Below are 22,477 nucleotides of genomic sequence, written 5' to 3'. Positions count from 1 at the left end.
GAATCACCAGAGCCACTCTGCTTGTGATTTACGCATTGTCCGATGCAAAAGGCTCACGCTCTTTTTCCGGATATGCTTCAGACGGATTTGGATGCATCAGAATGGACATTTCAACTTCTGCAGACGCAACAGACTATGACGTGATTGTCATTGGCGGCGGACATGCCGGGTGCGAAGCGGCTGCTGCTTCTGCGCGTGCGGGTGCTCGCACGGCGCTTGTTACACATCGTTTTGATACGATTGGAGTTATGTCCTGTAACCCGGCGATTGGTGGTATGGGGAAAGGTCATCTTGTCCGCGAGATAGATGCACTTGATGGACTGATGGGGCGTGTCGCAGATAAGGCTGGCATTCAGTTTCGTCTGCTTAATCGCCGCAAGGGACCGGCAGTACGCGGGCCTCGTACACAGGCAGATCGAAAACTCTACCGGCTTGCTATGCAGGAACTGATATCTGCACAGGAGAACCTCACGGTTGTTGAAGGCGGCGCATCCGACATCCGCATAACCGACGGAACTATTTCCGGTGTGGCCCTTGGCGATGGGCGTGAGCTTGCCTGTGCCGCAGTTGTCCTGACCACTGGTACTTTCCTGAACGGTCTTATCCATATAGGTGAGAAGAAAATCCCTGCCGGACGCATGGGCGAGAAGCCAGCACTCGGCCTTTCTGATACTTTGCGCGGTCTCGGCTTTGCTGTTGGTCGGCTGAAGACTGGAACTCCGCCACGTCTTGATGGCCGAACGATCGACTGGCAGAGCCTGGATATGCAGTCTGCTGACGAGGACCCAATCCCGTTTTCCCTGATGACGGATAAGATCACGACGCCTCAGATTGATTGCGGCATTACCCGCACAACACCCGAAACTCATGATATCATTCGTGCCAACCTTCATCGCTCGGCGATGTATTCAGGTTCGATCGAAGGAATAGGTCCACGTTATTGCCCGTCTGTTGAAGACAAGATCGTCAAGTTTGGTGACCGTGACGGACATCAGATTTTTCTGGAGCCTGAAGGGCTGGACGATCACACCGTTTATCCAAACGGTATCTCCACTTCATTGCCCGAAGAGGTGCAGCTCGCTTATCTTGCGACCATTCCAGGTCTGGAGAAGGCTATCATGCTTCAGCCGGGATACGCTATCGAATACGACTTCATTGATCCGCGCGAGTTGAAGCGCAGCCTCGAGACGCGACGGGTTGCCGGGCTTTTCCTTGCCGGCCAGATTAATGGCACCACCGGTTATGAAGAAGCCGGAGCGCAAGGACTTCTCGCGGGCCTCAATGCGGCCAAGCGGGCAGGGGGCAGCGATCCAATTATCATACAGCGTACCGAAGCCTATATTGGCGTGATGGTCGATGATCTGACTTCTCGCGGTGTCAGCGAACCTTATCGCATGTTTACATCGCGGGCAGAGTTCCGTCTGTCATTGCGTGCTGACAATGCCGATCAGCGCTTGACGCCTTTGGCGGATCAGCTGGGCATCCTTGGCAGTGAGCGTCGCGCAAAGTTTACAGCGCGTCAGGACGCATTATCGGCTGCACGCACGATGGCCAGGGAGCTGACCATTACCCCAAATCAGGCCAGCCGATATGGTCTTCATCTCAATCAGGACGGCGTCCGTCGTTCGGCCTATGATCTGTTGTCCTATCCGGATATTGATCTGCAGAAGCTTCAAGCCATCTGGCCAGAACTAAATTCTGTTGATTCATTCACCAGAGAAGCGCTGGAAATTGAAGCACAATATTCGGTTTATATGGACCGTCAGCAGAGCGATATTGCTGTGATGGAGCGTGAGGAGCGACTTTTCATTCCGGTAACATTGAATTTTGATGCAATTTCTGGTCTCTCGAACGAGCTGAAAGCTAAGCTTAAGCAACGCAAGCCGGAAACAATTGCAGAGGCGCAACGCGTTGAAGGTATTACACCTGCGGCACTTGCATTGCTTATTACGCATATCAAGAAACATGGCGCGCGCGAACGTGCGGCTGTTGAACTAGGCGCCGAGAAGGGCGTAGCATGACTGTGGATAGACGTTATTCGAGCTTGAAAACTATCGTTCCTAATGTTTCACGTGAAACAACGGACCGTCTGATTGCGTTTGAAGAACTGTTTCGCAAGTGGTCATCGGCCATTAATCTCGCTTCCCCATCGACACTTGCTGATCTTTGGAATCGCCACATTCTCGACAGTGCCCAGATATTTCCACTTGCACCGGAGGCCACGCGCTGGCTCGATCTGGGATCGGGTGGTGGTTTCCCTGGCATTGTAACAGCCTGTTTTCTGAAAGAACTTCCGGGCTCCTCTATTGATCTCGTTGAAAGTGCCGGAAAAAAAGCTGCTTTCCTGCGCACTGCCGCAGGTCATGTTGGTGTGCCGGCGCGCGTTCATGCGGCGCGCATTGAGGCGATGTGGGATAAAATTGAGACACCGCAGGTCATTACAGCCCGCGCGCTTGCTTCGCTGAACGTCCTTTTTGAGCTGGCCGAACCCTGGCTAACCAGTGGTTCAAAGGCGCTTTTTCAAAAAGGTCGGGATTACCAGAGGGAAATTGATGAAAGCCGTGTCGGCTGGCGTTTCGATCTGGTACAACACAAAAGTGCTATCGATAATAGTTCGGTGATACTTGAGATCAGCAATCTGCGACGCATCTCCGGTTAAGCCGGCCCAGTTATTCCGGAATCGATATGACAGAAAGCAGCAGGGCGACGGTAATGAGCAAAAGATCCAGGATCATAACCATTGCAAATCAGAAGGGTGGCGTTGGTAAGACAACGACAGCCATCAACCTTGCGACAGCACTCGCAGCTATTGGTGAAACTGTGCTGATCGTTGACCTCGACCCGCAGGGAAATGCCAGTACTGGCCTTGGAATTGATCGACTCAACCGTCCGCTTTCGTCTTACGACGTGCTGACACAGGCAGCATCCGCCAATGATGCCGCCATGCAGAGCGATGTTCCAAACCTTTATATCGTGCCTTCGACGCTGGATCTTCTCGGTATTGAGATGGAAATAGCGCAAGCGCCTGATCGGACGCGTCGCTTACGGGATGCGCTGCGCTTTGATTCTGCTGTTGCAGACAAGTTTTCCTATATACTGGTTGATTGCCCACCGTCATTGAACTTGCTGACCCTGAACGCGATGGCAGCAGCAGATTCTGTCATGGTTCCCCTGCAGTGCGAGTTCTTCGCACTGGAAGGACTGAGCCAGCTTCTGCAGACGGTTGATCAGGTGCGTTCGACCATCAATCCCGATCTGACGATACAGGGTATTGTTTTGACCATGTTCGACAGCCGTAACAATCTGGCGTCGCAGGTGGTGGACGATGTACGTGCCTTCATGGGCGAAAAGGTCTATCGTACAGTCATTCCGCGCAATGTGCGGGTGTCGGAAGCACCGTCCCATGGCAAGCCAGCTATTCTTTATGATTTGAAGTGCGCTGGGAGTCAGGCTTATTTGCAGCTCGCATCGGAAGTCATCCAGCGGGAGCGGCAGCTTAAAGCCGCATAATTAGCGAGTATCGCATCTGCGATACTTTTATCGATTCGACTACGTAACAATTGCAGGGACTGCCGACGATGAACGATGATCCTTCAAAAAAGCGGCTTGGCCGCGGCCTGGCCGCTCTGATTGGTGAAATCGACCGCCCGGTGGAAGAGCGCAAGCAGCCTATCAGCAGCGAGCGTAACGTTCCGATTGAGTTCGTCACGCGCAATCCACGCAACCCGCGTCGCATGTTCTCCGAAGTTGAACTGGAAGATCTGGCGCAGTCGATCAAAGAACACGGTGTTGTTCAGCCAATTGTTGTGCGTCCGGCACCGGGCGAACCCGATCGTTTCGAGCTGATCGCCGGTGAGCGCCGCTGGCGCGCATCGCAGCGTGCAGGCGTTGATACGATACCGGTTATCATTCGCGATGTGGATGATCGTGTTGCACTTGAGATAGCAATTGTTGAAAATGTTCAGCGCGCCGACCTTAATTCGGTCGAAGAAGCGATGGGATATCAACAACTTATCGATAATCACGACTATACACAGAACGATCTGGCACAGGTGATCGGCAAAAGCCGAAGCCATGTTGCGAATACGCTGCGCCTGTTGAAACTGCCGCAGCGCGTGCAGGATTTCATTTCGGATGGCGCTTTGTCTGCCGGTCATGCGCGTAGCCTGATCACTATGGACGATCCAACTGCGCTTGCTGAACGCGTGGTTAAAGAAGGTCTGTCTGTTCGTCAGGTTGAAGCGCTGTCACAAGCGCGCAATGGCGCTGAGCCAAAGCCAGGCAAGAGCGCGCCGATCGAGAAAGATGCCGATACTAAGGCACTTGAGAAGCTGCTTTCCGATGTCACCGGCATGAAAGTGGAAATCAATCACCGCGAGCGCGGTGGTGAGGTTAAGGTTCGTTATAGTTCGCTTGAGCAACTCGACGAAATCTGCCGTCGTCTCCAGAGCTAACGAAATCTGTTTATAAATCTGAACTTGAAGCCGTGGAACATTTGTTTCACGGCTTTTTCGTTTTATCGACCGCGCGCTTTTATCAGCGAAAAGACGATAATTATCATTAGAATGATGCCGACGCCAACGCCGACCGTGCTTCCCCAGAAAGCGCCGTAATTGCCGCCGATCAGCCAACCAAGAAAGGCACCAAGCATGAGCAGAAGAATTGGGGGGATGCAGCCGATCATTCTTTAGTTCCAATGATTTAACGCAGAATGAGATTATGAAAACCTGGGGTTCTCATTTCAGTTATGAAATTGAACACTACGGAATATTACTGAATGCGCCAAGAAGCTCAAGGTTGATCTGATGGTCTGACTCCGACATTTGCATCCCCGGTTACAGGCGTTGGACAAATGTCGAAATCAAAACGACCACTAGCAATTTTATGAATCGAGTGGATTTTTCAAATTTGATGTTTGAAACAGCATTTGTGTTGGTCGAGATTCAAACGTCAAATTCCATCCACCAGGGTATTCAAGCGCTATTGATCAATCGCTGAATTATTAGCCTGTTTCACGCTAAGCGATATTTCTGCCGGACTTTCGATAAGTCTTATATTATTGAGATATTGCTTTTGGAACGCGAGGCTGGGGAGATACTGCTTTATGGAAATGGTCACTCAAATCATAATTCACACGCCGATCTATGTTTGGGGGCTGCTCGCTTATCTCGTCATACAGGGGGTGAAAGGGAGTGAAACAAACACAGTTTCACTCTGGAGAATGCTATTCGTCCCGGTGATCTTCATTGCTGTCAGTTTCATGCACTTTGACAGCAGTTCAACGCAGTTCAGTTCGTTTCTGATTGCGTGGTTTGCAGGGCTGTTTGTGCTGGCACCTGTTGGTTATCTCACAGACCCGCGTGTTCTCGCAGTTGATCGTCAGAACAAAACCGTTGAGCGGGCCGGGTCGATACTGCCGCTGATCCGCAATCTGATTTTCTTCAGCGCCCAGTATGCTCTGGCTGTTCTGAACGCAATTTATCCGGAAGACCAATCGACACTCACGCTGATTACGGGCGTGGTATCAGGCGCATCAGCGGGCTATTTCGCGGGCTGGCTCGTGTCACTGTGGCAGAAGTATAGGGACAGCCCTGCGCTAAGCTTTGGTCGCTAAAAGACCAAGCTTACCTGCGTGACAGCTTGGCTGCTTCAACAGCGATAGCAAGCAGGCACTGGCGGATAACAGGCACGGAGAGTGCCGCATTCTGACGGCTTTCCAGCACGGCGCGTTGCAGGCGCTCAAGCACGCGCACGAGGTTCTCCGCCTTCCAGCGGTCAACGGCGTTCTCGATCAGCTTCTTGCGATTGAAAAAGATTGGCGGACGAGCAGAAGCGACGACCACGGAAGCACTTTTGCGCTCAGTATCCGCGATATGGCGCAAGGTCTGTATCTGCTGGAACTGTCTCATGGCAGTGTTGAGCAGGAGAAATGGTGCTGTGCCGGATTTCACAACCCGGTCAAATGATATTTCAAAGCGAGGCAGATCGGCTGTCAGCACCGCATCAATCACCTCGTCAGTAGACAGGCTGGCTACATCGCCGACAGCTTCACGCACATCATCAATATCGATGCGTTCTTTGCCGCGGGCATAGAGGCATAGCTTTTCGAGTTCGCCGCGTGTAGCAAGCCGATCGCCGCCAAGGCTCGCACGCAGTAGCTGACGCCCGTCCATGGTGATCTGCATCTTCCATTCGGCCAGCACGTCATCAATAACGCCGTCAATGCCGCGCGCGTCGTCGCTGTAGCAAGGGAGTGCCATGCCAGCGGTCGCGTTCTCGACGGCGCTGCGCAGGCCTGCGCCTTTCTTGAGGTCGCCAGCTTCGACCAGAATATATGTTTCATGCGGCGGCTCATTTGCCAAAAGTTTCACAGCGTCGGCCAGCTTCTTCTGCCCGGCTGCGTTCTTGATCCAGATAAGCCGTTCGCCACCGAACATGGAGATTGTGCGTGCTTCATCGGCTAGCTTAGCGGGATCTGCATCAATCTCATCAGCTTCCATGCGGATCACGGCAAAGGGATCGTCCAGCGGCAGCTTGGTTGCCTTTGCATAACGGCGCGCGCGTTCGCTTACCAGGCCCTTGTCGGGGCCATAAAGTAGCACAACCGGAAACGAGCTGCTCGGCCTGCCAATGAACTGATCTACTTCGTGTGCTTTTTTCTGCGCCATACCGGATTAAGTAGCGCAATTCGCTTTCAAACAAAACAGCCGCCGGTCAAACTGAACGGCGGCTGTGAAACAAAGCTGTTTGCAATGTTATTCGATCAGCAAAGCATCATCATCGAGCGTCTGACCACGCACTTTGCGGAACATTTCGATGAGGTCTTCGACGCCCAGCGTCTTGCGCTTGTCGCCGGTAACATCAAGCAGGATTTTGCCACCATGCAGCATGATCGTGCGGTCGCCATAATCCAGCGCCTGACGCATGGAATGGGTGACCATGAGTGCTGTGAGCTTGTTCTCCGAGATCAGCGTGCGGGTGAGTTCCATGACGAACTCAGCCATGCCCGGATCAAGGGCAGCGGTATGTTCATCGAGCAGCAGAACTTCGGAACCGGCGAGTGTCGCCATGATCAGCGAGAGCGCCTGACGCTGGCCGCCGGACAGAAGCTCCATACGATCCTGCATACGGCTTTCAAGACCGAGATTGAGGCTTGCCACACGTTCGCGGAACCATTCGCGGCGCTTGGAATTGAGCGCATGGGTGAGGCCCCGACGTGTTCCACGCGAAGCAGCCAGCGCGAGGTTTTCCTCAATCGTCAGCGTGCCGCAACTGCCTGCGAGCGGGTCCTGAAACACGCGGGCCACAAGACCGGCGCGCTCCGCTGTGGATTTGCGCGTTACATCCTGACCACTGATTTCAACCTTGCCAGCAGTTGGTATGACATCACCTGCCAGAACGCCAAGCATGGTCGATTTACCAGCTCCATTGGAGCCGATCACAGTGACAAATGAGCCTCGTTCCATGGTCAGATTGATCTTGTTGAGCACCTGCTTTTCAAGCGGTGTTCCACGACCGAAAATGACTTCGAGATTGGAAACTTCGATCATGATGACGCTCCTCCACGGCGCAGGCGCGGCAAGATCAGTGCGAAGGTGACGAGAAGCGCTGTTGCGATATTGAGGTCGGAAGCCTGAAGTCCGACGATACTGCCATTGGAAAGCGCAAGCTGGATGGCGATACGATAGATTATCGAACCCAGTACACAGCCAATGAGAATGACCAGAATGAGACGCGTGCGCAGCAGTGTTTCACCAATGATCACAGCGGCCAGACCGACAACGATGGTGCCAACGCCCGAGGTTACGTCGGCAAAGCCGTTTGTCTGGGCAAATAACGATCCGCCAAGCGCCACGAGCGCGTTGGAGAGGGCCATGCCCAGATAAATCTGGCGGTCGGTGCGTACGCCCTGCGCACGGGCCATTTTCGGATTGGCGCCGGTTGCGCGCATGGCAAGGCCCATGTCGCTTTCAAGGAAACGCCATACGAGAAAAACGGTGACAGCAACGAGCACGAAAAGAAAGGCCGGACGCACGTAGTATTCGGGAATGCCATGGCCGAAGAACGGGCTCAGCATCGTATCCTGATTGATCAGCGCGATATTCGGACGGCCCATGACGCGCAGATTGACAGAAAACAGCGCGATCATCGTGAGAATGGATGCAAGAAGATTGAGAATCTTGAAGCGCACATTCAGCGTCGCTGTCACCAGACCGGCAAGCGAACCGGCTATCATGGCAACACCTGCTGCGAGCCAGGCATTCCAGCCAGCAATGATCAGAACGCCGGTTACGGCTGCACCAAGCGGAAACGAGCCATCCACGGTCAGATCGGGGAAATCGAGCACGCGGAAAGCCAGATAGACGCCGATGGCGACGAAAGAGAAGACGAGGCCCAATTCGACCGCACCCCAGAAGGCGATCTGACTCACATTGAGATTCCTTGTTCTTTGCCGTGGCTGAAAATGAAGATGGGTCTTTTTCCGACACACATCAGTCATTGGCTTTTGCGATATGTGGACAATCCGTCCTTCCATATCCAAAAGACCTTGCTTCAATCACGACCGGTTTTGTTCTGAGTTGGCTTCCGGTGATCTCCGTCACCTGAAACATTTCCCCGGTTTGATGCTCAGAGCGGGTTGCTTCCGACTGGTTGCGCGATGCACGCTCTGACAATTGAATTATGCATTTCCGCATTGATTGCGGTTGTTCTGGCTATATCGTTTTCGGGATACAACTCAAAAAGCGGTAACACGCAAGCATTATCGCTGCAAATGCGCCAAAAAGCGCCATTCTGTGCGCCTGTTACAACATTCAGTCTGCTTGTTCCCGATCAGACTTCAGCGCGTGCACGCCACAGCTCCCACGCAAACCGTGCGCGAACGCCGATATCGAGGAAGGGGCGTGGCGGAAGCTCAGTCGGACTGCCCAGTTTCAGCATGTCGTCGATCAGCGGATTATCAATGTCGCAGGCCATATCGGCCGCGAGAATACCGCCGATGGTTCCTTTGGTTATGCCGACACCGTTCTGGCAAAGCGAGGTGAAAACATTCCTGGCGATCTGGCCAAAGCCTGGTGCGCCATTGCGCGAGAGGCAGATAAAGCCCGTCCATGTGTGCTGCATCTCAACATTGGGTAACATCGGGAAACGCTCGTCGAACAGCTGCTTATGCTGGCACTTGACGGTTTGGCGCTGCTCATCCGACTGGCGGAGCGATGGGCAGAAATGCACGTTCTGCCTCACCAGAATGCGCCGATCCGACGTCAAGCGCATCGTAATCCCGGCAAAGGAGTTTGCGGGCGTAAGCCCCCATGGTGCAACTTCACCAATTGCCTTGTATTCATCGTCGGTCAGCTGACGGCTAAGGCTTGCATGAGCCGCAAAGTTCAGGAGCTTTCGTCTGAAAAAACCGAACTGTTCGCCAAAGCCGTTGACCGTCAGGATCATGGTAGGTGCCTGAATGCTGCCCTTCGGCGTGGTGATGAGAATGCGGTCGCCATAATCGACTTTGATAACGGCAGAGTTTTCATACAGCGTGACATTATCGGGCAGGTTGTCGGCAAGGCCGCGGACAAGTGCAGCCGGGTTTAACAGCGATGTGCCATAGGTGAAGACAGCAGCCTTGAAATGGCTTGTGCCAAGCCTTTTGGCCAGAGCATCGCCTTCAAGCCAGTCGAAGGGCTCTTTGAGACGTTCGAGCTCTTTGACTGTTGGTTCAAGAACCTCACGCACACCCTGATCGGAAACAGCAGCGTGAAACTTTCCGTCCTGCCGCCAGTCGCAATCGATATCATGCCGCTCAATTTGCTGTTTCAGATGGTCGATCGCAGCACGCGCCAGTGCCCGGTAGCTGTGCGACTTAGCCAGCTCCTCCATCGAAGAACTGACATTGTGCGGCAGATCAATGGCAAAACCCGCAGCGCGCCCGGACGTGCCTTTTCCGACCTCCTGCGCATCAATCAATGCGATCTGGTCGTTCGGGCGGTTCTCTGCCAACCTTCTTGCGGCGGCAACACCTGAATAGCCCGCACCGAGCACAATCCAGTCGGCCCTGATGTCACCTTTGAGTGCTGCACGCGGCGTGCGGGCAGGCAGTATCTTGCTCCAGCCATTGGTGTTGTCATCAGCGGGAAGGATACGAATGGCGGGCATTTTAAAAGCTCAAATGTTGGAAAGAGGTTTCAAAGAAAAGGGCGGGAATTCATCCCGCCCTTTGTAGTTACAATCCTGAGACCTATTATTCGACCTTGCTGGTGGCGCGGTCGATAACAGCCTGTGGGAATTCGATGCCCATCTTCCTGGCTGCAGAAAGATTGATAACGAGGTCGGTGCCCTTGGCGATGTCGACAGCGATATCGCCTGGCTTTTCGCCATTGAGGATCTTGACCACGACTGCGCCGGTCTGCTTGCCAACGTCGTAATAGTTGAAGCCGAGAGCAGCGAGCGCACCACGCTTGACCGAATCCGTATCAGCGGTGAAGAGCGGAAGCTTGCTTTCCTCAGCAACACCAACGGCACTTTCAAGAGCCGAAACGATGGTGTTGTCGGTTGGAACATACATCGCATCCGCACGGCCCACGAGGGCGCGGGCTGCACCCTGAACTTCTGCCGACTTGGTTGCAGCCGATTCAACGATTTCGATGCCTTCTGCGGAAGCGGCTTCTTTCAGCGCTGCCAGAAGCGATACGGAGTTGGTTTCACCGGAATTGTAGAGATAGCCGAGCTTCTTGATGTTCGGCATCACTTCTTTGATGAGCTTGATGTGCTCGACAACCGGCGACATATCGGAAAGACCGGTCACGTTGCCGCCCGGCTTTGCCATGTCCTTGACGAGCTGTGCGCCAACAGGATCGGAAACAGCGGTAAAGACAATCGGAATATCACGCGTTGCAGAAACAACAGCCTGTGCCGAAGGTGTCGAGATCGGCACGATCACGTCTGGTGCTTCGCCAACGAACTGACGTGCGATCTGTGCGGCCGTTGCCGGATTGCCCTGAGCGGACTGATAGACGAATTTGAGGTTTTCGCCTTCCTTGAAGCCGGCTGCAGCCAGTGCGTCCTTCACACCGTCGCGCGCAGCGTCGAGTGCCGGATGTTCAACGATAGCAGTAACGGCAACCGTTACATCCTTGGCCTGTGCCGAAGTGGCGATAGCCGTTGCGGCCAGCAAGGCCAGAAGCATAGAACGCATAAATATCTCCCCTGTTTTAGTGCATTGCCTGTTTGGGCATTTTGTGGATATCGACCTTATACCCAATCCCAACTCTATGTCGGGATTGAAGGCCAATCCGCCTCATATCGAGGCTTAATCTGGTCTGTTTGGGCTGTCAACGTGTTGTGATCGCAGCCAATCTGTTGCCCGTTATATTCGGTTTCATGAACACAGTGTTCAGCGGCCTTTCAATGGCTATCGCCCACCGCCATATTCTGACAGAACAGTTGAAAAGTGCCCCTGCACAAAACCTGAAGCATAGTCCTGCCGCTTCTCTTTTCACTTTGGCGGGTTATGCCCTGAGGATCATAGTCATGAAGAAGATAGGCTTTCTTTCATTCGGCCACTGGTCGCCTTCGCCACAGTCTGGAACCCGTTCCGCGGGTGATGCTTTGCTGCAGTCGATTGATCTGGCCGTTGCTGCTGAAGAACTCGGCGCAGATGGCGCATATTTCCGCGTCCATCACTTTGCACGTCAGCTAGCTTCGCCTTTTCCGCTGCTTGCCGCTGTTGGCGCCAAGACAAGCAAGATCGAGATTGGCACTGCCGTGATCGATATGCGCTATGAGAACCCGCTCTATATGGTGGAAGATGCCGGTGCAGCTGACCTCATTTCAAAGGGCCGTTTGCAGCTTGGCATCAGCCGCGGTTCGCCGGAACAGGTTATCGATGGCTGGCGCTACTTCGGTTACGAGCCGGAAGAGGGCATGAGCGATGCTGATCTGGGCCGTAAGCATGGCGAAGCCTTTTTTGAAGCTCTCAAAGGAGAAGGCTTTGCCCAGCCAAACCCGCGTCCTATGTTTCCGAACACTCCGGGGCTTCTGAAGATCGAGCCACATTCTGAAGGCCTTCGGGATCGTATCTGGTGGGGTGCTGCATCGGATGCCACGGCAATCTGGGCTGCAAAACTCGGTATGAATCTGCAAAGTTCGACCTTGAAAAAGGACGAAAGCGGCGAGCCTTTGCATATTCAGCAGGCAAGGCAGATCCGCGCTTATCGCGAAGCATGGAAAGAAGCAGGACACACCCGCACGCCACGCGTTTCGATAAGCCGCAGCATCTTCGCGCTCGTTGATGATCGCGATCGCGCTTATTTTGGTGGCGGCAGCAATGAGCAGGATTCGATCGGCTACATTGAAGAGGATTTGCGAGCCGTCTTTGGCCGGTCCTATGCGGCTGAACCGGATAAGCTCATTAAGCAGCTCGAAAAGGACGAGGCGATTGCCGAAGCCGACACCCTGCTTCTGACTGTACCGAACCAGCTCGGGGTTGAGTACAACGCCCATGTGATCGAGTCGATCCTCAAGCATGTTGCACCGGCGCTTGGCTGGCGCTGAGACCGGCTTATAAGAGTTGAAAAGCCTCGCGGCACGTTTTGCCGCGAGGCTTTTTGTTTTTGGGTCAGAACTTTCCCGAAATCCTGACCATGGCTCCGAAAGCATTGTCGCGTGATGCTGTCCGGGTGACATAAGGCGTCAACGAAAGATCGACAGTTTCATTGACGGCATAACTCAGGCTCGTCCATGCGGAGCCTCTGGCATGAGAAAAATCCGGGTCGAGTGCTAAGGCCCCGATATACTCAGCTTTAGCGCTAAATTCCGGATCGTTGTGCGCAAGGTCCTGTTCGATCTCAAGATTAATGGACCACCGGATTCTTTCGGTCAAAGGCATCGAGTAGTTGGCGCCGGCATAGGCGGTCGTCAATTCGTATTTCATATCCCCATAGGTGAATGGGAACAGTGCATTGCTTTCCGTATAACCGTCCATCGAAAGATGGCTGTAACGCAAACCGCCATAATAGCCGATGCGGGCGTTCCGGAAGCTGAGACTGTCTGTACGTCCCAGCTCCAGGGCTGTGCTCCAGCCTTGCAGCCTGCTTTCACCAGTTCCGGCTTCGGTATAGGCAAGCACCGGTCGCGTTATATCCGTATCATAGCGATTGGCTGCAAGACTCGCCCGCATGTACCAGTCACCGATGGCAGTCTTGTCCTTCCATTGCGCATAGAGACCACCGCCGAAATTGTCGTTCCCTGCATCAAAGCCGTCAGGCTGATCGCGCCAGAAGGAGTGTGCTATGGTGACGCCTGCCGAGAAATTATCGGTAAAACCGTGGCCAAGTGTGAAACCTGAAAGCAGATCCTTCTGGTCACCAAAACCGCTGATATCGGTAAACAGCGAATAGCAGGTTTGGCCTGCTCTCTCGACATCGCAGAAGCCCTGCAACTTGTTGAGTGTCAAACGCTGTGCTTCCATCGCAGAGAAACTGTTACTCGCCAGAGTGAAGACAGTCGCTACAGTGTGGTCGACATCTATAATCTTCGGAGCCACTTCCGGCTCTTTTACAGGGGGATTTTCCACTGACGGTGTGCCCGGATTGGAACCCGGATCAGAACCGGGGTTGGAGCCTGGATTAGTACCGGGATTTGTGGGCGTTTCCGGATTGGTTCCCGGATTTGTCGGTGGTGTCCCGGTATCAGGTTTTGGGAACTTCCACAGAGTTGCGTGAAGCTCGCCACTCGCAGTTTCGGCAGTTCCTGCAATAACGCTGCCGTCGCTGGAAACATCCCAAGCGATCGCGCTGTTGCCTCCTATCGTACCCAAATCAATCATGCCATCGCTTGCAGTCCAGCGGAAAGCGCGCAGTGCCATTGTGTCTGTGTAACTGTAGCCAACCACCGCGGAGCCGTCGGTTGTCATGCTGAGAGCATGAGAAAGACCACCACCGAGTGAGTTCAAACTGATCATGCCGGATTGTTGGGTCCATCGGAAAGCCTGATTGAAGCCGCCATTGAAGGTGGCACTTCCGACCACAACCATGCCATCGCCCGAAACAAGATTGGCAATGCTTTCCTGGTTTCCGTGAGTGTCGATATCGATCATGCCTGTGTTGGCCGTCCATCGGAAAGCGTGTTGCTGATTGTTGGCAGTATCGCTTGCACCAACAACCACGCTTCCATCCGCTGATACACCTCGTGCAGATGAATTGTTGCCACCAAGTGTCTGAAGGCTGACCATGCCGGCCGCTTGGGTCCAACGGAAGGCATGGGTGTTGAAGTTTGCATTGGAACTATAGCCGATGATTGTGCTGCCATCGGCTGAGATTGCATTGGTGAACGATGAATCGCCCCCCAAATGACCGAGGTTGGTAATACCGTCCTGAAGGGTCCAGCGAAATGAGTTCGTTATAGTGTCGCCAGCAAGATAGCTGTCACCGGCCACAACCGTTCCGCTGGCCGAAATACCTTTGGGCGATGAAACAGAACCGCCCAATGTGCCGATATCGCGGATACCGGTTTCACGCGACCACCAGAACGCATGCGATTGTGTTGAGTAGATCGCACTGCTGCCAATCGCTGCAAGCCCGTTTGCCGAAACCTCAAGCAGGGCCGTCGCATCAGAACCGCTGAGTGAGCCGATATCGGTTATGCCGTCCGGAGTGACGATAAATGACTTGTCATAGGCACCGCCGGCAGACATGCGACGGATACCAATTGTCTTGCCGTCGGCGGATATGCTCGCAGCATCGGCTCTCGCTCCGCCGAACGAACCATGCACCTCGAAAACCGGTGTTTCCGCCCAAGCTTGCGAACAGATTGCGGAAAGTATTGTTGATTTTATAAGTAACTTATATTTTTTCATTATAATAATAATTCCCCATTATAATATTATAAAATAGTAAAAAACACATTATTTGTAGTATATATTGATTCTTCCAGATGCGTTACATGGAAATGTCTACGGGAAGCAGAGTTTTTCTGAAGATTTAGACGAGCGTATTTGCCGCGCAGCCATGTTGCAGCGCGGTTTCTGAAACATCAGAAAATTTGTATGTCTCTGCCGGTACTCAGAATTTCGGAAACTATTTCACGCCGTAGACTGCCAGAAGTTGCCGCATGCGGGCGATAGCCATATCCGGATTGGCGAGCACATTTGCTTCATCAGAAAGCCGGAAAATATCGGCATAATGGACAATGCCGCGGGCTGATTGCATGCCGGCGGGCATCGTAAAATGGCTTTGGTGCCCGTTGAGCCAGGCCAGGAACACGACGCCTGCCTTGTAATATTGTGTGGGAGCTTCAAAGATTTTCCGCGACAACGGCACGGTTGGTTCGATGATTGCACGAAAGCGCGCATTGTCGCCCTCGGCCAGTGCTACAAGCGCGGCTGAGGCCTGCGGTGCAACCGCATCGAAAATGCCAAGCAGAGCGTGACTGTGTTTCTGGCCATCGCCTTCGATCAATGGCGCATAATTGAAATCATCGCCTGTGAAACACAGAACGCCTTCGGGGAGGCGGTTGCGAAGCGCAATCTCATAACGCTCTTCCAGCAGCGAGATTTTGATGCCTTCCACCTTGTCGCGATTGGCTTTGATAATGCTGATCACTGTTTCAAGCGCATCCTCGAATTTCGTTGACCCCCAATATCCTTTGAGTTGCGGGTCGAACATATCGCCCAGCCAGTGCAGCACGACTTTTTCGCGCGCATGAGTGAGAATATGACCATAGACTCTGGCATAATCGTCCGGTGAACGAGCAATGCGTGCCAGTGCCCGGCTAGCCATCAGAATGAAACGCCCGCCGTGCTTTTCGATGAATTCGGCCTGTGTTTCATAGGCTTTGATAATGTCATCAAGCTCTTTTGCTTCCGCCGGATCGAGATGATCGGTGCCCGCACCGCTGGCGAGATCGGCACCCGGCACGGTTTTGGCTTCAGCCAGCGAGCGGCGGATCAGTTCCTGCGCTCCCGTCCAGTCCAGTCCCATGCCACGTTGTGATGTGTCCATTGCTTCCGCAATCTGGAAGCCAAGGCTCCAGAGGTGATGCCGGAAGGCCATGGTTGCATCCCAGTCAATCAGGGAACTATTCCAGGGGCGAGTATCTTTGAGCGGGTCGGAGACGACATGCGCTGCAGCGTAGGCAATGCGGTTGAAACGGGGAGTTGAAGCCGGTCGCGGCGTTGGTGTGCCAATCAGGCGGTGGGGCTTGAGGCTTCCATCCGCGAAGGGAAGGACCAACACGTTTTCGGATAATGCGCTCATGTCACTCCTCCATACCAATGGCAGTACTCATAATTTAGATCGTTCCAATTATCAAGACGAAGCCAATTAAGGCAAAATTGTGCAGCAATAGCGGTTTTTCTGTGAAACACGTAAAATGACGGCTGTTTCTGTGAGAAAACTAAGAATCAGCAGCCAGATGTTGAGTTTTCATCGGTATTTTCGGCGCCGTTTCGCGATTATTCTGTGGTCATCCAAAACCGTTGACAAATTTGGAACGTTCCAATTAAATGAAAGGAACAGGAGATTGGTATGAGCAAGAGCAGCATTACGGTTATCGATATTGCACGCGAGGCAGGCGTGTCGAAGTCGACCGTTTCGCTTGTTCTGCGTGACAGCCCGTTGGTTCATGCAGCGACCCGCACAAAAGTTCAGGAAGCGATTGAGAAGCTCGGCTATGTCTATAATCGCTCGGCCGCAAATCTCCGCCAGTCGAAATCGAAGATCATTGGTCTGGTGGTCAATGATCTTACCAACAGCTTCTTTGCCGAGCTTGCAGTCGGCGTTGATCGCGTCATGCAGTCGGCTGGCTATGTGCAGTTTCTGGCCAATACTGCCGAAAGCATTGACCGTCAGCGCGAGGTAATCGCTTCCATGCGTGAGCATGGCATTGCCGGACTGATTGTTTCACCGGCACGTGGTACCGAGGCGAGTGATCTGAAACCTTTGGCGAAAAGCGGCCTGCCGGTTGTGCAGATGGTGCGCGATGTGCCGGGGTCAGGTGTTTCTTCCATCGTGTCCGATAATCGCGGTGGGGTAGCGAAAGCGGTCGAGCATCTTGTTTCGCTTGGGCATCGGGCAATCGCATTCATGGGCGGATACGCGGATACAGCGGTGTTTTCCGAACGTGTTGCTGGCTATCGTGCGGGACTTGAGCAGGCTCAAATAGTGTTTGATGATGCGCTGGTCTTCACAAGCGCTCCTTCGCGCGCAGGTGGTGTCGAGGCGCTTGAGCGCATGTTGCTGCATGGGATGAAACCGACAGCAACCGTGTGCTTCAATGATGCTGTGGCGTTCGGTGTTTGCGATGGTTTGCGTGCAGCCAATCTGGAGCCAGGGCGCGATTTTGGTGTGGTCGGTTTTGACGATGTGATTGAGGCCAAAACGGCTGTTCCGGCACTGACGACTGTGGCTGTTGATCCGCAAGGTCTGGGAGAACGGGCGGCTCAGCTTTTGCTGAAGCAAATTAATTCGGAACGGGTGGAGGCAGAGGCACAGCGCTTGTCCGTACGTCTTGCGATACGTGCAAGTTGTGGCGCGCCTTTGCGACAGTTGAGGGAGGTTTCGGCATGACAAGATGGGGACTTATAGGCGCAAGCACCATTGCAAAAGAATGGGTGATAGGGGCCATCCGCGCCACCGGTGGTGAAGTCGTTTCCCTATACAGCACCAATGCCGAACGCGGCGAAAATTATGCTCGCGAGAACGGCATAGCACGCGCCGAGACAAGCCTTGAAGCGCTGTTGGCCGATGGGGAAATCGATGCCGTCTATATCTCCACCACCAATGAGCTGCACCGCGATCAGGCAATAGCTGCAGCCAAAGCCGGCAAGCATATACTCTGTGAGAAGCCGCTTGCGCTCACGCTTACTGATGCACACGCCATGTTGAAAGCCGTGCGTGAAGCGGGCGTGGTGGCGGGTACCAATCATCATTTGCGCAATGCCGCAAGCCACCATGCCATGCGCGATGCGGTCGCCAGTGGGAAGATCGGCAAAGTGCTTGGCGCGCGCGTTTTTCATGCGGTTTATCTGCCACCGCATTTGCAGGGATGGCGCATTGAACGGCCCGATGCAGGTGGCGGTGTGATCCTCGATATCACTGTGCATGATGCCGATACGCTGCGTTTTGTGCTGGGCGAAAATCCGGTTGAGGCTGTGGCTTTCAGTCAGCAGGGCGGCTTAAGTGGCGAGGGGCTGGAAGACGGCGTTATGGGTGTGCTGCGCTTCCCGTCTGGTGCCATCGCCCAGTTCCATGATGCTTTTACAACGAAATATGCCGAGACCGGCTTTGAAGTGCACGGAAGCGAAGGTTCTCTGATTGCACGCAATGTCATGACGCAAAAGCCCGTTGGCACTGTCGTGCTGCGGGACAAGGATGGCGAGCACGAACTGCCACTTGATCACAAGAACCTCTACGAAATTGCCTTGCGCGCTTTTCACAACGCGATTGCTGGCAAAGGGCAGCCTTCTGCAACATTGGCAGACGGTATCTGGTCGCTAGCCACGGGGCTTGCCGTGGCTGAGGCTGCAAAGACCGGCAAAGCAACAGCCGTTCAGTCGGGACTTTAGAGCTATGAGCAAACATATTTCATTTGCAGAAGCCGCCGCACTCATTCCTGATAACGCCGTCGTCTCGGTGTCTTCGTCGAGCGGTCTTGGCTGTCCCGATATGATGCTGAAAGCCATCGGCGAGCGTTTTGACGAGACCGGCCATCCCAAAGACATCACCACGCTGCACCCGATTGCTGCGGGTGATATGAGCGGTATCAAAGGCGTCGATTACATTGCCAAAAAAGGGCTTCTGAAAAAGATTATCGGCGGTTCTTACCCGTCCGGGCCATCAAGCGCCGAGCCACCGCTGATCTGGCAGATGATCACCAATAACGAGATCCCGGCCTATAATATTCCGTCCGGTATCCTGTTCGATATGCACCGCGAAGCTGCTGCCAAGCGCCCCGGCGTGCTGACCAGGGTGGGGCTTGATACTTTCGTTGATCCCAAGCGACAGGGCACGGCGATGAACGAAAAGGCCACACAGGAGCCTGTCGTTAAACATGTCAGTTTTGAAGGCGAAGACTGGCTCTATTTCCCCAATATCGTGCCACATGTCACGATCATTCGTGCCACCACGGCTGATGAACGTGGCAACCTTACCTATGAACATGAGGGTGCTTATCTTGGCGGTCTCGATCAGGCACTTGCTGCACGCAACAATGGCGGCATCGTCATTGCGCAGGTGAAACGTATTGCCAAAGAAGGCACGCTGAAGCCGCATGATGTTCGCGTGCCGGGTGTTCTGGTTGATTATATCGTGGTTGATCCGGACCAGAAACAGACCACCCAGACACTTTACGATCCGGCGATATCCGGGGAGATTTTCCGCCCGCTCGATACATTTCGTTTGCCCGAATTCAATATCCAGAAAGCGATTGCCCGCCGCGTGGCGCAGGAGTTGCAGACGGGGAGTGCGGTAAACTTGGGCTTTGGCATTTCCGCCAATGTGCCACGCATTCTGCTTGAAGAAGGCTTGCATGGTGCAGTGACGTGGGTGATCGAGCAGGGTGCGGTTGGCGGTGTGCCGCTTCTGGATTTTGCCTTCGGCTGCGCGGCGAATGCCGACGCCTATATGCCTTCGCCCTATCAGTTCACTTATTTCCAAGGCGCGGGGTTCGATGCCTCGCTTCTGTCTTTCCTTGAGATCGGGCGCGACGGCTCGGTCAATGTTTCGAAACTGTCGTTTCGGCCGCATGTGACAGCGGGTGCCGGTGGCTTTGTCGACATTACCGCGAGAGCAAAGAAGATCGTGTTCTCCGGCATGTTTAATGCTGGCGCGAAGCTCTCCGTCGCTGATGGCAAGCTGGTGATCGAGAAGGAAGGCAAGCTCAAGAAGCTCGTCAATGAGGTCGAGCATGTCACCTTCTCAGGTCCGCGTGGTGTCGAACAGGGACAAGACATCACCTATGTCACAGAACGTGCCGTATTGAAGCTGACGCCTGAGGGCATCGTGTTGACGGAAATCGCGCCGGGCGTCGATTTGCAGACACATATTCTCGATCAGGCAGAATTTCCGCTGATCGTTTCGGACAGACTCAAACGGATGGATGAAGCCCTGTTCCGCGATGAACCGATTGGGCTTACGTTGCCCGAAAAGCCTGCCAGAAAGCTGGAGGCTTAAATGCCAGAAAACGTAAATATTGGACGCGTGGAAATTCTGGTTGAGAACCATATAGCTGTGATGACCATCAGACGGCCTGAAAAGCTCAATGCATTGGATATTGAACTTTTACAGGAACTGTCAGCAGCTTGTGATCATGTCGAGGCTGATGCTTCCATCCGCGTTGCAATCCTGACCGGCGAGGGCAAGGCCTTTTCAGCGGGTGGCGATATCAAGGCATGGGGCGGCATGGAGCCGCAAGAGTTTGGCCATGCATGGGTGCGCTATGGGCATCGCGTTTTCGAGCGGCTTGCGACTTTGCGCATGCCGTTGATTGCGGCGATGAACGGCCATGCTTTGGGCGGTGGTCTGGAATTGGCGGGTGCTGCCGATATCCGCATTGTTGAACGACAGGCAAAGATAGGTCTGCCGGAAACCTCGCTTGGTATGATTCCTGGCTGGTCTGGCACGCAACGTCTGGTGCGCCGGTTTGGTCCGCAGATTGTCCGCCGCATGGTGCTGGGCGGCGAGATATTCACTGCCGAAGAAGCGCTGTTGCATGGTCTGGTCGATAGTGTTGTGGATACGGGCACTGCACTTGAAGCTGCCAGGGATTATGCGGAACGGGTGGCAAAACGCGGGCCCGCCGCACTCGAGATTTCTAAACTTATGCTGTCTGTCGCCAATGGCGAAGATAACGGCACGGCGGTGGAAGCACTGGGCTCCATTCTGGCTGCCAAGACCGGCGATCTGAAAGAAGGCGTGCGCTCTTTCAGCGAAAAGCGCGAAGCAAAATTTGAAGGAAAATGGTGATGAGCGTCGTCGTAAAACCGCAACCGCTGACCGGGCTGGAAGTTCGTGGATTCTCAATGCTGATTGATGGCAAATGGGTTCAAAGTCAGAGCGGCGAGAGCATTGAACGGGTGGCTCCCGGCCATGGCGTAACCGTGAGCCGTTATCCGGCGGGCAACAAGGCTGATGTTGACCGCGCTGTTTCCGCCGCGCGCAGAGCTTTTGACGATGGCCGCTGGACCTCGAAGACTGCTTCACAACGATCATTGGTATTGCTGAAAGCTGCCGATCTGATTGAAGCGCGGGCTGAAGAATTAGCCTATCTCGATGCCATTGAAGCCGGCAAACCAATCAGCCAGGTGCGCGGCGAGATCGCCGGTTCTGTTGATATTTGGCGGTATGCGGCGGCACTCGCACGCGATCTGCACGGCGAGAGCTACAACACGCTGGGTGACGGCACGCTGGGTGTTGTATTGCGCGAGGCGATTGGTGTTGTTTCCATCATCACGCCCTGGAACTTCCCGTTCCTGATCGTCGGGCAGAAACTGCCTTTCGCACTCGCTGCCGGTTGCACGGCTGTGGTGAAACCGTCGGAACTCACGTCTGGTTCGACATTGTTGCTGGGCGAAATTCTGGCTGAAGCAGGTGTTCCGGATGGTGTGGTAAACATCATCACCGGAACGGGTGCTGATGTCGGTCAGCATATGAGCACGCATCCGGACGTCGATATGGTGTCCTTTACTGGTTCGACGGGCGTCGGCAAACTCACCATGGCCAATGCCGCGCAAACGCTCAAAAAAGTATCGCTGGAGCTTGGCGGCAAAAACCCGCAAATCCTTTTCCCGGATGCGGATATGGATGCATTCATTGATGCGGCCGTGTTCGGTGCCTGGTTCAACGCGGGCGAATGCTGCAATGCCGGTTCGCGTCTCATCGTGCACCGCTCCATTGTTGATGAGATCGTTGGGCGTGTTGCTGATTTGTCGAAAAAGGTGATCGTTGGCGATCCGCTTGATGTCAGCACGCAGGTGGGCGCGATTATCACACCGCAACATTTGAGCAAAGTTGGTTCCTACGTTGATCAGGCAAAGAAGGCGGGTGCTTCGCTTGCTCACGGCGGCGATGTGCTTGATCTCGGGCTCGGTCAATATATGGGGCCGACTATTCTTGCGGGCGTGAAGGCCGATATGGCCGTGGCGCGTGAGGAAGTGTTTGGACCAGTCTTGTCGGTGCTCTCCTTTGATACTGTCGATGAAGCGATTTCGATTGCCAATGCGGTCGATTATGGCTTGTCGGCAGGTGTGTGGAGCCGTGATTTCGACACCTGCATGAACATTGGTCGCAAGGTGCGTGCCGGTACTGTGTGGATGAACACTTTCATGGACGGCACACCGGAACTGCCTTTTGGCGGTTATCGCCAGTCGGGTCTGGGTCGCGAGCTGGGCCGTCATGCGGTTGAGGATTATACCGAAACCAAGACGCTCAACATGCATATCGGCGCGCGCACGGGCTGGTGGATGCCGCAAGCAAAGTAGGAGTGA

At 54.1% G+C, this 22,477-nt stretch carries 19 protein-coding genes; 11 read left to right on the top strand and 8 right to left on the bottom strand.

Annotated features, from left to right (window positions below; all coding sequences use genetic code 11):
• The first annotated feature begins 101 nt into the window (after positions 1-101).
• The 4 genes from mnmG (at position 102) to CEV32_RS17940 (ending at position 4,454) form a co-directional block, all read left to right on the top strand.
• Positions 102-2,021 (top strand): tRNA uridine-5-carboxymethylaminomethyl(34) synthesis enzyme MnmG, encoded by a 1,920-nt coding sequence (mnmG, locus tag CEV32_RS17955; protein WP_094578487.1) that lies wholly within the window; start codon positions 102-104, stop codon positions 2,019-2,021.
• Entirely contained in the window at positions 2,018-2,659 is a 642-nt protein-coding gene (gene rsmG, locus CEV32_RS17950) for a 16S rRNA (guanine(527)-N(7))-methyltransferase RsmG (protein WP_094578486.1), read from the top strand. Before mnmG ends, rsmG begins: the two co-directional genes overlap by 4 nt.
• Positions 2,660-2,712: 53 nt before the next feature.
• Positions 2,713-3,510, top strand: a complete 798-nt coding sequence (locus CEV32_RS17945; protein ID WP_094578485.1) for a ParA family protein — start codon at positions 2,713-2,715, stop codon at positions 3,508-3,510.
• A gap of 68 nt (positions 3,511-3,578) precedes the next feature.
• On the top strand, positions 3,579-4,454 hold the full coding sequence (locus CEV32_RS17940) for a ParB/RepB/Spo0J family partition protein (RefSeq protein WP_094578484.1): 876 nt from the start codon (positions 3,579-3,581) through the stop codon (positions 4,452-4,454).
• A 62-nt stretch (positions 4,455-4,516) separates the two neighbouring features.
• Here CEV32_RS17940 and CEV32_RS23755 read toward each other — a convergent pair whose 3' ends face one another.
• A complete protein-coding gene (locus CEV32_RS23755; protein ID WP_167382824.1) occupies positions 4,517-4,684 on the bottom strand; it encodes a hypothetical protein in 168 nt (55 codons plus the stop codon).
• A 420-nt stretch (positions 4,685-5,104) separates the two neighbouring features.
• Between CEV32_RS23755 and CEV32_RS17935 the strand changes: the two genes are divergently transcribed.
• Positions 5,105-5,614: a DUF6622 family protein gene (locus tag CEV32_RS17935; RefSeq protein WP_094578483.1), complete on the top strand. Its 510-nt coding sequence runs from the start codon at positions 5,105-5,107 to the stop codon at positions 5,612-5,614.
• A 10-nt stretch (positions 5,615-5,624) separates the two neighbouring features.
• Here the strand turns inward: CEV32_RS17935 and holA are convergent, their stop codons facing one another.
• The 5 genes from holA to CEV32_RS17910 all read right to left on the bottom strand — a co-directional run bounded on the left by holA (position 5,625) and on the right by CEV32_RS17910 (position 11,191).
• Positions 5,625-6,668 (bottom strand): DNA polymerase III subunit delta, encoded by a 1,044-nt coding sequence (holA, locus tag CEV32_RS17930; protein ID WP_094578482.1) that lies wholly within the window; start codon positions 6,666-6,668, stop codon positions 5,625-5,627.
• 87 nt (positions 6,669-6,755) lie between these two features.
• On the bottom strand, positions 6,756-7,550 hold the full coding sequence (locus CEV32_RS17925) for an ABC transporter ATP-binding protein (RefSeq protein WP_094578481.1): 795 nt from the start codon (positions 7,548-7,550) through the stop codon (positions 6,756-6,758).
• Complete coding sequence (locus CEV32_RS17920; protein WP_094578480.1) at positions 7,547-8,431, bottom strand: ABC transporter permease; 885 nt, start codon at positions 8,429-8,431, stop codon at positions 7,547-7,549. The genes CEV32_RS17925 and CEV32_RS17920 overlap by 4 nt, the downstream gene beginning before the upstream one ends.
• 401 nt (positions 8,432-8,832) lie before the next feature.
• Positions 8,833-10,152 carry an NAD(P)/FAD-dependent oxidoreductase gene (locus CEV32_RS17915; RefSeq protein ID WP_094578479.1) on the bottom strand — a complete coding sequence of 440 codons (1,320 nt, stop codon included), beginning with the start codon at positions 10,150-10,152 and terminating at the stop codon, positions 8,833-8,835.
• 85 nt (positions 10,153-10,237) lie between these two features.
• Complete coding sequence (locus CEV32_RS17910; protein ID WP_094578478.1) at positions 10,238-11,191, bottom strand: ABC transporter substrate-binding protein; 954 nt, start codon at positions 11,189-11,191, stop codon at positions 10,238-10,240.
• A 335-nt stretch (positions 11,192-11,526) separates the two neighbouring features.
• On the opposite strand from CEV32_RS17910, the gene CEV32_RS17905 reads away from it, so the two are divergent.
• The gene (locus CEV32_RS17905) at positions 11,527-12,549 is read left to right on the top strand and encodes an LLM class flavin-dependent oxidoreductase (protein ID WP_094579152.1); all 1,023 of its coding nucleotides are present in this window, start codon (positions 11,527-11,529) and stop codon (positions 12,547-12,549) included.
• Between the two features lie 64 nt (positions 12,550-12,613).
• Here the strand turns inward: CEV32_RS17905 and CEV32_RS17900 are convergent, their stop codons facing one another.
• Together CEV32_RS17900 and CEV32_RS17895 are read right to left on the bottom strand one after the other, a co-directional pair.
• Entirely contained in the window at positions 12,614-14,851 is a 2,238-nt protein-coding gene (locus CEV32_RS17900) for an autotransporter domain-containing protein (RefSeq protein ID WP_094578477.1), read from the bottom strand.
• 220 nt (positions 14,852-15,071) lie between these two features.
• A complete protein-coding gene (locus CEV32_RS17895; RefSeq protein ID WP_094578476.1) occupies positions 15,072-16,250 on the bottom strand; it encodes a dihydrodipicolinate synthase family protein in 1,179 nt (392 codons plus the stop codon).
• 270 nt (positions 16,251-16,520) lie between these two features.
• On the opposite strand from CEV32_RS17895, the gene CEV32_RS17890 reads away from it, so the two are divergent.
• Genes CEV32_RS17890 through CEV32_RS17870 form a run of 5 tightly spaced genes read left to right on the top strand, consistent with a single transcriptional unit; the run spans position 16,521 to position 22,471 of the window.
• Entirely contained in the window at positions 16,521-17,561 is a 1,041-nt protein-coding gene (locus CEV32_RS17890) for a LacI family DNA-binding transcriptional regulator (protein ID WP_094578475.1), read from the top strand.
• Entirely contained in the window at positions 17,558-18,559 is a 1,002-nt protein-coding gene (locus tag CEV32_RS17885) for a Gfo/Idh/MocA family protein (protein WP_094578474.1), read from the top strand. Before CEV32_RS17890 ends, CEV32_RS17885 begins: the two co-directional genes overlap by 4 nt.
• Before the next feature lie 4 nt (positions 18,560-18,563).
• Complete coding sequence (locus tag CEV32_RS17880; RefSeq protein WP_094578473.1) at positions 18,564-20,165, top strand: acyl CoA:acetate/3-ketoacid CoA transferase; 1,602 nt, start codon at positions 18,564-18,566, stop codon at positions 20,163-20,165.
• Entirely contained in the window at positions 20,166-20,957 is a 792-nt protein-coding gene (locus CEV32_RS17875; RefSeq protein WP_094578472.1) for an enoyl-CoA hydratase/isomerase family protein, read from the top strand.
• Complete coding sequence (locus tag CEV32_RS17870) at positions 20,951-22,471, top strand: aldehyde dehydrogenase family protein (protein WP_094578471.1); 1,521 nt, start codon at positions 20,951-20,953, stop codon at positions 22,469-22,471. Before CEV32_RS17875 ends, CEV32_RS17870 begins: the two co-directional genes overlap by 7 nt.
• The last annotated feature ends 6 nt before the right edge of the window (positions 22,472-22,477 follow it).

The sequence above is a fragment of the Brucella rhizosphaerae genome (assembly GCF_002252475.1).
Lineage (GTDB): Bacteria > Pseudomonadota > Alphaproteobacteria > Rhizobiales > Rhizobiaceae > Brucella > Brucella rhizosphaerae.
This window is presented reverse-complemented; position numbering and strand designations above follow the sequence as displayed.